8 protein-coding genes are annotated in these 14,491 nt (G+C 62.2%); 4 read left to right on the forward strand and 4 right to left on the reverse strand.

All coding sequences use genetic code 11. From position 1 onward, the window contains the following. Positions 1–43 precede the first annotated feature (43 nt). Positions 44–6,787: a translocation/assembly module TamB domain-containing protein gene (locus NXC14_RS20360; protein WP_085779670.1), complete on the forward strand. Its 6,744-nt coding sequence runs from the start codon at positions 44–46 to the stop codon at positions 6,785–6,787. Positions 6,788–6,793: 6 nt separating this feature from the next. Here NXC14_RS20360 and NXC14_RS20365 read toward each other — a convergent pair whose 3' ends face one another. Continuing rightward, positions 6,794–7,231, reverse strand: coding sequence for an Lrp/AsnC family transcriptional regulator (locus tag NXC14_RS20365; RefSeq protein WP_176536244.1), 438 nt, complete (start codon positions 7,229–7,231; stop codon positions 6,794–6,796). Between the two features lie 122 nt (positions 7,232–7,353). Here NXC14_RS20365 and rocF point away from each other — a divergent pair, with 122 nt between their 5' ends. From rocF to NXC14_RS20380, 3 genes are all read left to right on the forward strand, one after another. Next, the gene (gene rocF / locus NXC14_RS20370) at positions 7,354–8,289 is read left to right on the forward strand and encodes an arginase (RefSeq protein WP_085779671.1); all 936 of its coding nucleotides are present in this window, start codon (positions 7,354–7,356) and stop codon (positions 8,287–8,289) included. Between the two features lie 21 nt (positions 8,290–8,310). Then, positions 8,311–9,510 (forward strand): ornithine--oxo-acid transaminase, encoded by a 1,200-nt coding sequence (gene rocD / locus NXC14_RS20375; protein ID WP_085779672.1) that lies wholly within the window; start codon positions 8,311–8,313, stop codon positions 9,508–9,510. Positions 9,511–9,705: 195 nt separating this feature from the next. Continuing rightward, the gene (locus NXC14_RS20380; protein ID WP_064707940.1) at positions 9,706–10,182 is read left to right on the forward strand and encodes a chemotaxis protein CheW; all 477 of its coding nucleotides are present in this window, start codon (positions 9,706–9,708) and stop codon (positions 10,180–10,182) included. 247 nt (positions 10,183–10,429) lie between these two features. Here the strand turns inward: NXC14_RS20380 and NXC14_RS20385 are convergent, their stop codons facing one another. The 3 genes from NXC14_RS20385 to fdhF all read right to left on the reverse strand — a co-directional run bounded on the left by NXC14_RS20385 (position 10,430) and on the right by fdhF (position 14,442). Further along, a complete protein-coding gene (locus NXC14_RS20385) occupies positions 10,430–10,675 on the reverse strand; it encodes a formate dehydrogenase subunit delta (protein WP_085779673.1) in 246 nt (81 codons plus the stop codon). After that, positions 10,665–11,489, reverse strand: a complete 825-nt coding sequence (fdhD, locus tag NXC14_RS20390) for a formate dehydrogenase accessory sulfurtransferase FdhD (protein WP_085779674.1) — start codon at positions 11,487–11,489, stop codon at positions 10,665–10,667. The genes NXC14_RS20385 and fdhD overlap by 11 nt, the downstream gene beginning before the upstream one ends. 73 nt (positions 11,490–11,562) lie before the next feature. After that, positions 11,563–14,442 carry a formate dehydrogenase subunit alpha gene (fdhF, locus tag NXC14_RS20395; RefSeq protein WP_085779675.1) on the reverse strand — a complete coding sequence of 960 codons (2,880 nt, stop codon included), beginning with the start codon at positions 14,440–14,442 and terminating at the stop codon, positions 11,563–11,565. Positions 14,443–14,491 lie beyond the last annotated feature (49 nt).

Below are 14,491 nucleotides of genomic sequence, written 5' to 3' on the forward strand. Positions count from 1 at the left end.
CTTCCGATCGATGGGCCGCATGAAAACGGGGTAGTCCGCGCCAATGCAAACGCTGGCAAAAATCGTCAACTGGATAGTGCGGGTCACCGGCTATGCCGTAGGCGCCATTTTGATTCTCGCTGTCGCGGCACTTGCGATCTTCGGCTTCACCTCCTTTGGCGCCCGCATCGTCACCGAAAGGATCGCCTCCACCCTTTCCAACCGCGACATGACGATCGAGGTGCGCGAACCGGAAGGGCTTTTGACTGGCGGGCTTCGCGCCGCCGAAATCTCCCTATCCGACACCAGGGGCGTTTTTGCGGAAATTCACGGCGTGGCAATCGATTGGAACCCGCTGGCGCTGCTGACGGGAACATTCCACGCCAAGCGTTTCCAGATCGACACGATCAACGTGCTGCGCAAGCCGGTGCGCACCCTGCCCTCGCGGCCCGGCGCCGAAAATTCCGGCGGCTTCGCACTTCCGGTCAAGATCGATGTCGACCATGTGGCCCTGCCCGATATCAAACTGGCCGAAGCTTTTGCCGGGCGCGCCTTCGCGCTCGCCGCCAACGGCAGCCTTTCGGCGGATGGCGACGGCGGCGAAGCGATGGTCAATGTCAGCCGCCACGCGGTTCCGGATGCGCGCCTTACTGCCGATATCGCCTATGCGCCGGCCGAAAACCGGCTGCGGCTGAAGGCTGAGCTTGCCGAGCCGAAGGGTGGGCTGTTGGCAGGCTTCCTCGGCCTGCCTGACAATCCTGCCGTCAACATCGACCTCGACGGTCAGGGACCGATATCCGACTGGACGGGCAAAGTGCAGGCTGCGCTCGACGGACAGCAGCGCGCTGCAATCGAGGGCCGGCATGCGATTGGCACAGACGGACTGCACCATCTCGATCTCAAGGGTGGCGGTGACCTGAGTTCGCTTCTTCCCGCGGCATTCCGGCCGCTTTTCGCCGGCCAAACCAATATCGACCTTGCCGCCACCTTCGACGATCATGGCAAGCTCGATATCCAGACCGGCAACATCGCCACCGGCAGCGTCGTCATCGCCGCATCGGGCGCGCTTGATCCGGCCGGCAACAACAGCCTGAACGCCAATCTCCTCGGCACATCCGGCCCCGTCGATTTCCGCTGGCCGCTCGCCGAAGGCGAAGCGCGCTTTCTGATATCAGGCCTCAACCTGGCTCTAACAGGCGAGGCGCAGACCGCCCGACTGAGCCTCAGCGGCTCGCTCGACAGCGCAACCCTGCCGCAGGCCGATATCGGCAACGTCAAGCTGACAGCAAAGAGCGACGCCTTCAATCTTGCCGCCCGTTCCGGCAGCGTTCAGCTACGCCTCGTGGCCGGCGACGCAACCTTTGCCGAGCCGAACCTCAACCGCGCAGTTCAAGGCCCTATCACGATCGCCGCGCCGCTCCAGATTTCGCCGGGCGACATCGGCTTCAACGGCACCACCGTCGAAAGCGCCAATATCAACGGCAGCCTCAACGGCTCCTATCGGCTGGCGGACCGCGCGCTGACCGGCAATGTCAAGCTGAGCGTCGAACCGGCGGCCCTGCCGGCTGCGGCGACGAGCAGGTTCGATCAGCCGATCTTGGTCGAAAGCCAAGTGACTGGCACGATCCCGTCGAAACTCGCGCTGTCCAACCTCGTCCTGAAATCCGGCACGCTTGAAGCTGCCGGCAACGTCGCGCTCGACGGCTCGATGTTGAACGCCGATCTTTCAGGCCGGCTGCCCGATATCGGCAAGCTGATGACAGGCGCCAGCGGCGGAGCAGGTTACGCGCTGAGGATCGGAGGCGAACTGCCGGCGATCTCCGTGACAGCCAATATCAAGGCTCCCAGCCTTGAGATAGCTGATCGCGCGCTCGCCGACCTCAATATCGATCTGTGGGGTGTCGCCGATCCCAAGGCGCCGCAGGGGAAGTTTGCGGCCACCGGCACGATCGACGGACAGCCGCTCGGCATCAACGGCGACATCCGTTCTGAAAACGGCAAGACGAACATTCCCGCACTGACCGCCGATGTCGGCGGCAACCGGCTGACCGGCAATCTGGAACTCTCGCCCTCCTTTACACCCTCGGGCGCCTTGACCTTCGATTTTCCCAAGCTCGGCTTGCTGGCCGCGCTCGGCGGACAGAAAGCCGAAGGAGACCTCAAGGGTTCGCTCGGCATCGATAGCCACGACGGCAAGATCGCGCTCAAGCTCGTTGCGTCAGGCGCCTCGATCCGCCGCGATACGCTCGCGATCGCTAAGCCGGATATCGACCTCACGGTCAGCGATCTCAGCACCCTTGCGGCAAACGGCACGCTCAGGGCCGAGGAGGTAGCTGCCGGAGCGAACAAACTTGGCGGACTTTCTCTCAGTTTTACCAAGCAGCAAGACCGCACCAACTTCGACCTCGATGCTGCCTATGACGGCAATCCCGTGATGGCGGACGGCACCATCGAGATGGCCGCCGGCAATATCGGCCTCAACCTCGATCGGCTCTCGGCAAGCCCCCGCAACATTCTGATCGAACTCGCCGCGCCGACGCGGGTCACAGTCACCGGCGGCGTCGCCAATCTGGACGGACTGACGTTGAAGACCGGCGCCGGCTCGGTATCGGTTACCGGTTCGGCCGGCGAGACGCTGAAGCTCGATGCCATCATCAAAGAGCTGCCAGCATCACTCGTCGACGGTTTCGTGCCGAATCTTTCGGCTGGCGGCACGATCTCGGGAACGATTGCCGTGACGGGAACGCCGGCAGCACCCATCGCCGATTTCAAACTCGACTGGAAGGATGCGACCACAGGACAGCTTAAGGGCGCGGGCCTGGCACCGCTCGGCATCATCGCCAGCGGTAAATTTGCCGACAAGAAGCTCGATTTCGACACGACAATCGCCGGTGCGGACAGCCTGTTGCTCAAGACAAGCGGCGACGTCGGGCTCGCTGATCCGACGACGCCGGTGCTCGATATCGACGCCGATATCCTCAACCTGCCGGCGCAGGTCGCCAATGGTTTCGTTTCCGATCTCGCCGCCGAGGGCGCCATCACGGGAAAGGTGACTGCCTCCGGTTCGCTTAAGGCTCCGACCGCCAATTTCGATCTCGCCTGGAAAAACGCTGCCACGAGCCACACAAAGCGGGCCGGCCTCGCGGCTCTTGATGTGACCGCGTCCGGCAAATTCGCGGGCGACAAGCTCGATTTCGACGCTGCGGCCAGCGGCGCCAACAACCTCTCGCTCAAGGCAAACGGCAACGTCGATCTCACCGGGACGACGGTCGGCAGCGTCAAGGCGGACGCAACATTGAACAATATCCCCGCAGCTATTGCCAACGGCTTTGTTCCCGATCTCGCAGCGGAAGGCGCTTTCTCCGGAACGGTCGCGGCCAGCGGGTCGCTTGCAGCTCCGATCGCCGATTTTGATCTCCATTGGCAAAACGCCGCGACGAGTCACACGAAACGAGCCGGCCTTACCGGTCTTGAAGCTAGGGCGTCCGGAAAGTTCGCCGACAACAAGCTCGATTTCGACGCTGCGGCCAGCGGCGCCAACAACCTCTCGCTCAAGGCAAACGGCAACGTGGACATCACCGGAACGACGGTCGGCAGCGTCAAGGTCAACGCAACACTGGACAATATCTCGGTGGCTATTGCCAACGGCTTCGTTCCCGATCTCGCAGCGGAAGGTGCTCTCTCCGGAACGGTCGCCGCCAGCGGGTCGCTTGCGGCTCCGATCGCTGATTTTGATCTCCATTGGCAAAACGCCGCGACGAGCCACACGAAACGAGCCGGCCTAACCGGTCTTGATGCCACGGCGTCCGGCAAATTTGCCGACAACAAGCTTGATTTCGACGCCGTGGTCGCCGGCGCAGACAGCCTCTCGCTCAAGGCGAACGGCAATGTCGCCGTGACCGGCACGACGATCGGCACCGTCGCGGCCGATGCGACGCTGTCAAATATCCCGGCAAGCCTGGCAAACAGCTTCGTCGCCGATCTCGCCGCCGAAGGCACAGTCTCGGGGAGGATCTCGGCTGCGGGCTCGCTTTCCGCCCCGACCGCCAATTTCGACCTCAATTGGAAAGACGCTGCGACGAGCCACACGAAGCGTGCCGGCCTTGCCGCTCTCGACATTACCGCGTCGGGGAAATTCGCCGATAACAAGCTGGATTTCAACGCGGCCGCCGGTGGCGATCAAGGTCTCTCATTGAAGGCCATGGGCAATGTCGCTCTCGCTGGTACGGCGATCGACAGCGTGAACGTCGATGCCGAAATCGCCAAACTCCCGGCTGCTCTCGCCAATGCCTTCGTCCCCGATTTGGCGGCCGGCGGCATAATATCAGGCACGCTCTCGGCAGCCGGAACACCCGCTGCACCCAAGGCCGATTTCAAGCTCGACTGGACGGGCGCCGCGACCAGCCACACCAGAAGCGCGCATCTTTCCGGCCTCGCGCTTGCCGCATCGGGACACCTCGCCGACAACAAGCTTGACTTCAACACCAATCTTGGCGGCAAGGACGGCCTGTCGCTGAATGCCGCTGGCAATGTGGCGATATCGGGCACTTCGATCCGCAACATCGACGTCAAAGCCGATCTTGCCAATCTGCCCGCGGGCCTTGCCAACGGCTTCGTTCCCGGTCTTGCCGCGGAAGGCACCGTGTCGGGAACGGCATCCGCCTCAGGAGCGCTGCCCAAACCCGCCGTCGATTTCAAGCTCGATTGGAAGAACGCCGCCACCGCCCAGACCAGGAGCAGCGGCTTGTCGGGCCTGAGTGCCGCGGTCACCGGCAAGTTCGCCAATGACAGGGTCGATTTCGATGCTAGCCTTGCCGGCAAGGACGGCATGTTGGCCAAGGCGGCGGGTGGCGCGACGATCGCGGGAACCGCGATACGCGACCTTTCGATCAATGCCGATATTCCGGCGCTGCCCGCAAATATCGCCAATGCCTTTGTTCCCGGCCTCGGAGCCGAAGGCACGCTGTCGGCGAGCGCCCAGACATCGGGAACGCCGGCAGACCCGATCGTCGATTTCAAGCTGAACTGGAAAGATGCCGCGACAAGCCACACCAAGGCCGCCGGCCTCTCCCGCCTTGCCTTGGCGGCGACGGGAAAATATGCCGGCGACCGGCTGGATTTTGATGCCGACCTCAGCGGCGGTGGTGGTATTTCGCTGAAAGCCGCTGGTAATCTTTCCATTGCAGGCACAACGATCCGATCGATCGACGTCACCGCAAACGCCGCCAATGTTCCGGCCGCCATCGCCAACGGTTTTGTTCCTGGCATAGGAGCCGAAGGCACGATCTCGGCGACGGCCAAAGTGACTGGCACGCTGAGCTCGCCCGTCGTGGACTTCAAGGTCGACTGGAAGAATGCGGCAACGAGCCAGACGAAGGGCGCCGGTCTTTCGCCATTCACCATCGGCGCATCCGGCAAGCTTGCCGATAACAGGCTGACGGTCGACACCAACCTTGCCGGCGACGCCGGTATGTCGCTGAAAGGCGGCGGCAGCGTCGTGATATCGGGCAACCGCGCCCTCGACATGCGCTTCAACGGCAATGTTCCCTTCGCCGTGCTTGGCGCCCCGCTCGCACAGCAGGGCTTTGTCGCCGACGGCGTCGCCAAGGTCGATCTTAAGATTGGCGGAACGGCCGCAGCCCCCGTCATCAACGGCACGGTCTCGACATCAGGCGCCAAGCTTGTCGACGTCAGGCGCAATCTTGCCGTCAACAATCTCGCAGCCACCGTCACCTTCAATGGCAACCAGGCCGTCATCTCGCGCCTCAGCGGCAATCTGGGCGGCGGCGGCACGATTTCGGCAAGCGGTACCATCGGCATCCAGCCCGCCGGCGGATTTCCCGCCGACATTTCGATCAAGCTCGACAAGGCCGTCTATGTCGACGGAACGCTTGTCGTCTCGACCGTCAACGGGACGGTCGGCCTGCGCGGGCCGATCCTGAGTGCAACGCTGAGCGGCAAGCTTCGGCTGGACAAGACCTCGATCACCGTGCCGGAAAGATTGCCGACCTCACTCCGTGAAATCGACATCCGGCATAAAAACGCACCGCGAGCGGTGCTGGCGCAGCTGCGCGATGACGGTGAACGGAAGCCGGGCGAGAAGTCCTCGACTATCACACTCGACCTCGAAATCGATGCGCCCTCGCAGATCTTCGTGCGCGGCCGCGGCATCGATGCCGAGCTTGGAGGTCTCGTGACGATCCGCGGAACGGCGGCAGCACCGAGCGTCACCGGTGGCTTTACAATGCGCCGCGGCCGGCTCATCATTCTCAATCGTCGCCTCAATTTCTCCGACAAGAGCAAAATCACCTTTGCCGGCGACCTGACGCCGGCGCTTGACATGGAAGCGACCTCCACCTCCGGCACGACGACCCTGACGGTCGATGTCTCAGGCCTTGCCACCGATCCCTCGATCACCTTTTCCTCCTCGCCGCAGCTGCCGCAGGACGAGGTGTTGGCGCAGCTGATCTTCGGCCAGTCGATGTCGAAGCTCTCGCCGGTGCAGATCGCCCAGCTCGCCGACGCCGTCAGCCAGCTGGCCGGCAACCGCTCCACCTCGCTTTTCGAGGGTCTGCGCAACCAGCTCGGCGTCGACGATTTCGACATCAGCACCGACGCGAAGGGCCAGACGAGCGTCAGCGTCGGCCGCTATCTCAACGACCGTACCTATTTCGAATTGCAGCAGGGCGGCTCGGCCGGCGCCAAGGCGATCATCAATCTCGATGTCGGCCGTGGCGTCAAATTGCGGGGAGTCGCCGGCGGGAATGGCGCCGGCGAAGCGGGCATCGTCTATGAACGGGAATATTAAAGCAGCTTAGAAACCCGTCTTGCTCGTTTTAAGAAGAATGTTGGTCTCGGTCGAATTGATGCCGTTGATCAGTCTGATTCGACGCAGCGTCTCGTCAAAGGCGGCAAGATCGCGGTCCTCCAGCTCGGCGACGAAATCCCATTTGCCGTTGGTGCTGTGAAGCGCCCGCACCTGCGGCAAGCCCCTGAGCTGATCGGCCACCCTGTCGGCGAGCTTGCCGAGCACCTCGATCATGACGATCGCGCGCACGCCGGCGGATCGCGTCTCGTGACTGGTGCGGATGGTGAAGCCGACGATGGTGCCGCTGGCGACCAGCCGGTCGATACGGGCGGCGACCGTTGCCCGCGATGCACCGGTCATTGCCGCGAGCGAGGAGACGGACATGCGAGCATTGTGGCGAAGCGCACTCAGAAGTTCGGTATCGAGATCGTCCACGTCGAACACTTTGTCAAAATAGCTTTATCAATCTGCGCAATCATAATCCATTTCTGGCACTTTTCCATCTTTTTGCCGCCAGCCCTTTATCCCACTATTGGCCGAAAACAGGCCTCAAACGGAGCCCTCGAATGAATGCGCAATCGCGATCTGTCACCCTCATCGGCGCACCCTTGGAAGAAGGTTCGGGTCGCAGAGGCGCCGCCATGGGCCCTGCGGCCCTGCGGATCGCCGGCGTCGACCAGACCCTGATTGATCTCGGCCACGACGTCGCCGATATCGGCGATCTCTCTATCGTGCCGGCGATGGATCTGCCGAATCATCCGAAAGCCCATAATCTGAGGATCGTCGGTGCCTTCACCCGCGCATTGGAAAGCAGCGTCTATGACGTCGCCGCCGCCGGCCGCTTTCCGCTGATTCTCGGCGGCGATCATAGTCTGTCGATGGGCAGCGTCTCCGGCATGGCGCGTTATGCCGCCAGCAAGGAGCGCCCGCTCTTCGTGCTCTGGCTCGATGCCCATGCCGATTTCAACTCTCCGGCAACGTCACCCTCCGGCAATATTCACGGCATGCCCGTCGCCTTCTTCTGCGGCGAGGCGGAGTTCGCCGAAATCCTCCCGAAGGACCGGCCCTTCGTCGACCCGAAGAATGTCTTCCAGGTCGGTATCCGTTCGGTCGATGCGCGCGAGCGCGAGGAAATCCATGAACACGGCGTCAACGTCTTCGACATGCGGGCGATAGACGAGCAGGGCATCGGCGCCGTCATGCGCGAGATTCTCGCTGTTGTCGCAAAGGCCAACGGCCTGCTGCATGTCAGCCTTGATCTCGACTTCCTCGATCCCGACATCGCGCCCGGAGTCGGCACGACGGTGCCTGGCGGTGCGACCTTCCGCGAAGCGCATCTTGTCATGGAAATGCTTTCCGACAGCGGCCTCGTCTCGTCGCTCGATCTCGTCGAGCTCAATCCGTTCCTCGATGATCGCGGCAAGAGCGCCCGTATACTGGTGGAACTGACGGCAAGCCTCTTCGGCCGCCGCATCTTCGATCGTCCGACACGCGCCGCATAGACAAGCTGAGGGAGAAGCGCCATGAACACTTCGGAAAAACTGATCGCAACGGAACAGCGGCTCGGCGCCCACAACTATAAGCCGCTCGACGTGGTGCTGACGCGTGGCGAAGGCGTGTATGTCTGGGATACCGACGGCAATCGTTATCTCGATTGCCTCTCGGCCTATTCTGCCGTCAATCAGGGCCATTGCCACCCGAAGATCCTCGCCGCCATGGTCGAACAGGCGGGGAAGCTGACGCTCACATCCCGCGCCTTCCGCAACGATCAGCTCGCCCATCTCTACGAGGAGCTTGCGACGCTGACGGGCTCGCACAAGATCCTGCCGATGAATTCCGGCGCTGAAGCGGTGGAGACCGCCATCAAGGCGGTGCGCAAATGGGGTTACGAGGTCAAGGGTGTTCCTGAAGGCAAGGCGGAAATCATTGTCTGCGCCGACAATTTCCATGGCCGCACACTGAGCATCATCAGTTTCTCCACAGATCCCGACGCCCGCACCAGCTTCGGCCCCTATACGCCGGGCTTCCGCATCATTCCCTTCGGCGACGCCGAGGCATTCGAAGCCGCGATCAACGGCAATACCGTGGCAGCCCTGATCGAGCCGATCCAGGGCGAAGCCGGCGTCATCATCCCGCCGGTCGGCTATTTCACCCGCATCCGCGAGCTCTGCACTGATAACAACGTCACTCTAATCCTCGATGAGATCCAGACCGGCCTCGGCCGTACCGGCAAGCTGCTGGCGGAGGAGCACGAAGGCATAGAGGCCGATGTGACGCTGATCGGCAAGGCGCTTTCCGGCGGCTTCTATCCCGTATCCGCCGTCCTTTCCAATTCCGAGGTGCTGGGCGTGCTGAAGCCTGGCCAGCACGGCTCGACCTTCGGCGGCAATCCGCTCGCCTGCGCGGTGGCGCGCACCGCCCTCAAGGTGCTCGTGGAGGAAGGCATGATCGAGAACGCCGCCGCGATGGGCGATTATTTCCTCGACGGATTGAGGTCGATCCGCTCCAACATTGTCAGAGATGTACGTGGCCGTGGCCTGATGATGGCGATCGAGCTGGAGCCCGAAGCCGGCGGCGCGCGGCAATATTGCCATGCGCTGAAGGAGCGCGGCCTTCTCGCCAAGGACACCCATGACCACACGATTCGCCTCGCTCCGCCACTTGTCATAACGAGGGAGCAGGTCGATTGGGCCGTCTCGCAGATCGAAAAGACGATCGGCTGAAGTAGAGCGAGGCGGAAAAGCTTTATGCTCCCGTTCCCGATTCAGATTTGGGCAACACTCTTCCGTTAATGTCGTCGCTAACCGTAACGATGCTTTGAGTGCAGAGTCATCGCGTGGTGTGAAGGCAAAGCTCGTCCGCGCCAATGGTGGCGCACTCGCTTCTGCTTTGGCTTACGACAGTTGGGAAGAATTCTAATGGCCACGATCAATTCCACTAGCTTCAGCGGCGATACGCTCGAGATCATTGCCTTCCGCCTCCATGATCAGGAATTTTGCGTCAAGACCACGACCATCCGCGAAATCCGCGGTTGGGCGCCCTCGACCCCGATCCCGCATTCGCCGGCCGATGTTATCGGTGTCATGAACCTGCGTGGTTCGGTCATCCCGATCATCGATCTCGCCTATAAGCTCGGCATGAAGAGTACGGTTGCCAACGAACGCAGCGCCATCGTGGTCGCCGAAGTTCATAGCATGGTCATCGGCATGCTCGTGGACCGCGTCTCGGATATTCTCACCATCTCGTCCAGCCAGGTCCAGCCGGTGCCCGAGGTGACCGCCTCCTTCGACCGCGCTTTCTGCGAAGGTATCATCGCTTCGGAAAACGGCATGATCTGCTTCCTGAACCTCGCCAAGATGTTCAAGGAAAATGAGACGGATGAACTGGCTGCCTGATCTGCCGGAACAATTGGATATCGGAAAACCGCCGCTTTCGGCGGTTTTTTATTGCCGCCGAGTTTCTTGCAGCGCCGCGACCTCGCCATCCCTCAGAACCACTTGTCCGGAAGCGGCCTGACCAGCGCGTTGGCGATGAGACCGGGCGCCGGCATGACGGCAAGAATATACATGGTGCCGGTAGAAGGCAGTGGCGCGTGCGCAGGCAGTTTGCTGCTGTCTCCCCTCCGGCAGACACCACTTTGAATTACCGGACCCGGTTTGCCTCCGCCTCCGGCTTGCGGATCAGTGGAGCGGCCTGAAGCACGAGAGCATCCAGGCCATTCTCCTCTTTCTCGAGAATTTCAAACAACTGCCGCCGCATGCGCCGCTCCCAGAATTTGTTGATGTGCGTGGCGACGCCTTGCGCGGCCTCGTCTTGCGGCTGGCTTTTGAAAAAGGTGGCGATCTGGTTTGCCATATAGACAAGCTTGGTTTTGGTATCATGCGACATCGGCGATGCTTCCGGGCGAGATGCGGTGCGGGTGTGTGAAAATCTCGAAATCTTCGCCGCGCACCAGCGCGACGAGCGTCATGCCGGCCGCTTCGGCCGTGCGGATGGCAAGGGCCGTCGGCGCTGAAATGGCAATGAGCGCTGGGCTGCCGAGGATCGCCGCCTTCTGCACCATTTCCACCGACAGCCGGCTGGTGACGACGACTGCGCCGTTTCCGCCGCTTTCGCCGGCGCGGATGACGGCGCCGCAGAGTTTGTCCAGCGCGTTATGGCGGCCGACATCTTCGCGAACCGCGATCAGCCCGCGGCCGGGAAGGTAGAATCCAGCGCCATGGACGGCCCGCGTCTCCTGATGCAGCGGCTGCGCATCGTTCAGAAGCGAAACGGCCTGAACGATATCCGCATGAGACAGCGTCAACGGCGATGCCGAGACATCGGGCACCGGCCGCACCGCCTGCTCGATCGATTCGATGCCGCAGAGCCCACAGCCGACTGGTCCGGCCATGCTGCGGCGGCGCGCCCGCAGCCGATCGGCGACGTCGTCGGTAAGGCTGACCTGCACGTCGATGCCCTGCCCCCCCTCGACGATCTCGACGGCGGATATCTCCGCCGGCTTGGCGATAATCCCTTCCGTCAGGCTGAAGCCGACGGCGAAATCCTCAAGATCCGCCGGTGTCGCCATCATCACCGCATGCGAACTGCCGCCATAGGAAAAGGCGATCGGCACTTCCTCGGGCACGATGCGCGAACCGCTGTGCATGACGCCGTTGCGGCGGGCGGTTTCGGGAGCACGGGCGGTGGTGGCGAAAGTCATCACAGACGCCTCCTCTTCTCCCCGAGGAAAGATGGGAGGATCTCGCCGACAACGCCAAATCGCCCCGGCATCGTCACTCCGCCGCTTCAAGCTTGCCGGCGATGCGGCGCGATTGCCGTGCCTGCTCGTCATATTCGAGCTGCCACTCGCTCGGCCCGTTCGACGGCGAGACCTGCACCGCCGTCACCTTATATTCCGGGCAGTTGGTCGCCCAATCGGAAAAGTCGGTGGTGATGACGTTGGCCTGCGTATTGGGATGATGGAAGGTCGTATAGACGACACCGGGCGCGACACGATCGGTGATCAACGCCCGGAGCGTAGTGTCGCCGGAGCGGCTGGCGAGCTTCACCCAGTCGCCATCGCGGACGCCGCGCTGTTCGGCATCGTGCGGGTGGATCTCCAGCCGGTCTTCCGCGTGCCAGACGACGTTCTCGGTCCGGCGTGTCTGCGCTCCGACATTATACTGGCTGAGGATGCGGCCGGTGGTGAGCAGCAGCGGGAAGCGCGGGCCGGTGCGCTCGTCGGTCGCCACATATTCGGTGCGGATGAACTTGCCCTTGCCGCGGACGAAACCGTTGACATGCATGATCGGCGAGCCGAGCGGGTTCTTCTCGTTGCAAGGCCACTGCACCGAGCCCATCTTGTCGAGGTAATCGTAGGACACAAGCGCGAAACTCGGCGTCGTCGCGGCAATCTCGTCCATGATCTCGGACGGATGGGCATAATTCCAGTCGAGCCCCATGGTCTGGGCAAGCTTCTGCGTCACCTCCCAATCGCCATAACCGTTGCGCGGCATCATTACCTTGCGCACGCGGTTGATGCGTCGCTCGGCATTGGTGAATGTGCCGTCCTTCTCGAGGAAGGTCGAACCGGGCAGGAAGACATGGGCGTAGTTGGCGGTTTCGTTGAGGAACAGGTCCTGCACGACGACGCATTCCATTGCCGCAAGGCCTGCCGCGACATGTTTCGTGTCGGGATCGGATTGGAGAATGTCCTCGCCCTGGACGTAAAGGCCTTTGAAGGAGCCGTCGACCGCCGCATCGAGCATGTTCGGAATGCGCAGGCCCGGTTCGTCGCTGAGCTTCACACCCCAGAGCTTTTCAAAGATATCGCGCGTGGCATCGTCGGAAACATGCCGGTAGCCGGGCAGTTCGTGCGGGAATGAGCCCATGTCGCAGGAGCCCTGCACATTGTTCTGGCCGCGCAGCGGATTCACGCCGACACCGGGACGGCCGATATTGCCGGTCGCCATCGCCAGATTGGCGATCGCAATGACCGTCGTCGAACCCTGGCTGTGTTCGGTGACGCCGAGGCCGTAATAGATCGCACCATTGCCGCCCTTGGCATAGAGCCTTGCCGCACCGCGCAGATCTGCCGCCGGCACGCCGGTGAAAATCTCCGTCGCTTCGGGACTATGCTGCGGTTCGAGGACGAAGGCCGCCCAGTCCTCGAACTCCGACCAGTCGCAGCGCTCACGGATGAACGTCTCGTCATAAAGCCCTTCGGTGACGATCACATGCGCCAACGCCGTCATGACCGCGACATTGGTGCCCGGCTTCAGCGGCAGGTGGTAGGAGGCCTCGACATGCGGTGACCGGACGATATCGGTACGGCGCGGATCGATGACGATGAGCTTCGCCCCCTGGCGCAGCCGCTTCTTCAGCCGCGAGCCGAACACCGGATGGCCATCCGTCGGGTTGGCGCCGATAATGACGACAACATCCGAATTTTCGATGCTGTCGAAATTCTGCGTTCCGGCCGAGGTTCCGAATGTCTGGCCGAGACCGTAGCCGGTCGGGGAATGGCAGACGCGGGCGCAGGTATCGACATTGTTGTTACCGAAACCGGCGCGGACCAGCTTCTGCACCAGATAGGTTTCCTCATTGGTGCAGCGCGAGGAGGTAATGCCGCCGATCGCGTCGCGCCCATATTGATACTGAATCCGGCGGAACTCCGACGCCACATGCGCGAAGGCCTCGTCCCAGCTCACCTCCCGCCAGGGATCGCTGACCTTTTCGCGGATCATCGGGTTGAGAATGCGGTCCTTGTGTGTGGAATAACCGTAGGCGAAGCGGCCTTTGACGCAGGAATGGCCGCGATTGGCTTGTCCGTCCTTCCACGGCACCATGCGCACCAGCTCCTCGCCGCGCATCTCCGCCTTGAAGGAGCAACCGACGCCGCAATAGGCGCAGGTTGTGACGGCCGAATGCTCCGGCTGGCCGATCTCGATCACCGATTTCTCCGTCAGCGTCGCCGTCGGACAGGCCTGGACGCAGGCGCCGCAGGAAACACATTCGGAATCCATGAAATTCTCATGCATGCCGGGTGACACGCGGGAGCCAAAACCACGCCCTTCGATCGTCAGCGCGAAGGTGCCCTGCACTTCCTCGCAGGCGCGCACGCAAAGCGAACAGACAATGCATTTAGAGGGATCATAGGTGAAATATGGATTGGACTCGTCCTTCGGCATCCATTTCAGATTGATGTCGCCGTTGCTGCGCGCCTTGACGTGATTGTCGCCCTCATAGCCGTAGCGTACGTCACGGAGGCCGACAGCACCGGCCATATCCTGCAATTGGCAATCGCCATTGGCAGCGCAGGTGAGACAGTCGAGCGGATGATCGGAAATATAAAGCTCCATCACACCGCGGCGGATATCCTTCAATCGTCCCGTCTGCGTGTGCACCACCATGTTTGCCGCCACCGGCGTCGTGCAGGAGGCCGGCGTGCCGGCGCGGCCCTCGATCTCGACAAGACAGAGCCGGCAGGAGCCGAAGGCATCGACCATGTCGGTGGCGCAGAGCTTCGGCACCTCGATGCCGGCTTCCATTGAGGCGCGCATGATGGAGGTGCCCTCCGGCACGCTGATCTGCTGCCCGTCGATGGTGAGCGTCACCATGGTTTCGGATTTCGAAGCGGGAGTGCCGTAGTCGATTTCATGGATGAGAGACATGGATTGCACCTCCGCTAGATTTCAGTATCGGGCGCCTTGAGGCATGCCG

Source organism: Rhizobium sp. NXC14 (assembly GCF_002117485.1).
In the GTDB taxonomy this organism is placed as follows: Bacteria; Pseudomonadota; Alphaproteobacteria; order Rhizobiales; family Rhizobiaceae; genus Rhizobium.

Coding starts and splice junctions, on each gene's coding strand:
- NXC14_RS20360 (WP_085779670.1), top strand. CDS start 44: ATGCAAACGCTGGCAAAAATCGTCAACTGGATAGTGCGGGTCACCGGC.
- rocF (WP_085779671.1), top strand. CDS start 7,354: ATGAATGCGCAATCGCGATCTGTCACCCTCATCGGCGCACCCTTGGAA.
- rocD (WP_085779672.1), top strand. CDS start 8,311: ATGAACACTTCGGAAAAACTGATCGCAACGGAACAGCGGCTCGGCGCC.
- NXC14_RS20380 (WP_064707940.1), top strand. CDS start 9,706: ATGGCCACGATCAATTCCACTAGCTTCAGCGGCGATACGCTCGAGATC.
- NXC14_RS20385 (WP_085779673.1), bottom strand. CDS start 10,675: ATGTCGCATGATACCAAAACCAAGCTTGTCTATATGGCAAACCAGATC.
- fdhD (WP_085779674.1), bottom strand. CDS start 11,489: ATGACTTTCGCCACCACCGCCCGTGCTCCCGAAACCGCCCGCCGCAAC.
- fdhF (WP_085779675.1), bottom strand. CDS start 14,442: ATGTCTCTCATCCATGAAATCGACTACGGCACTCCCGCTTCGAAATCC.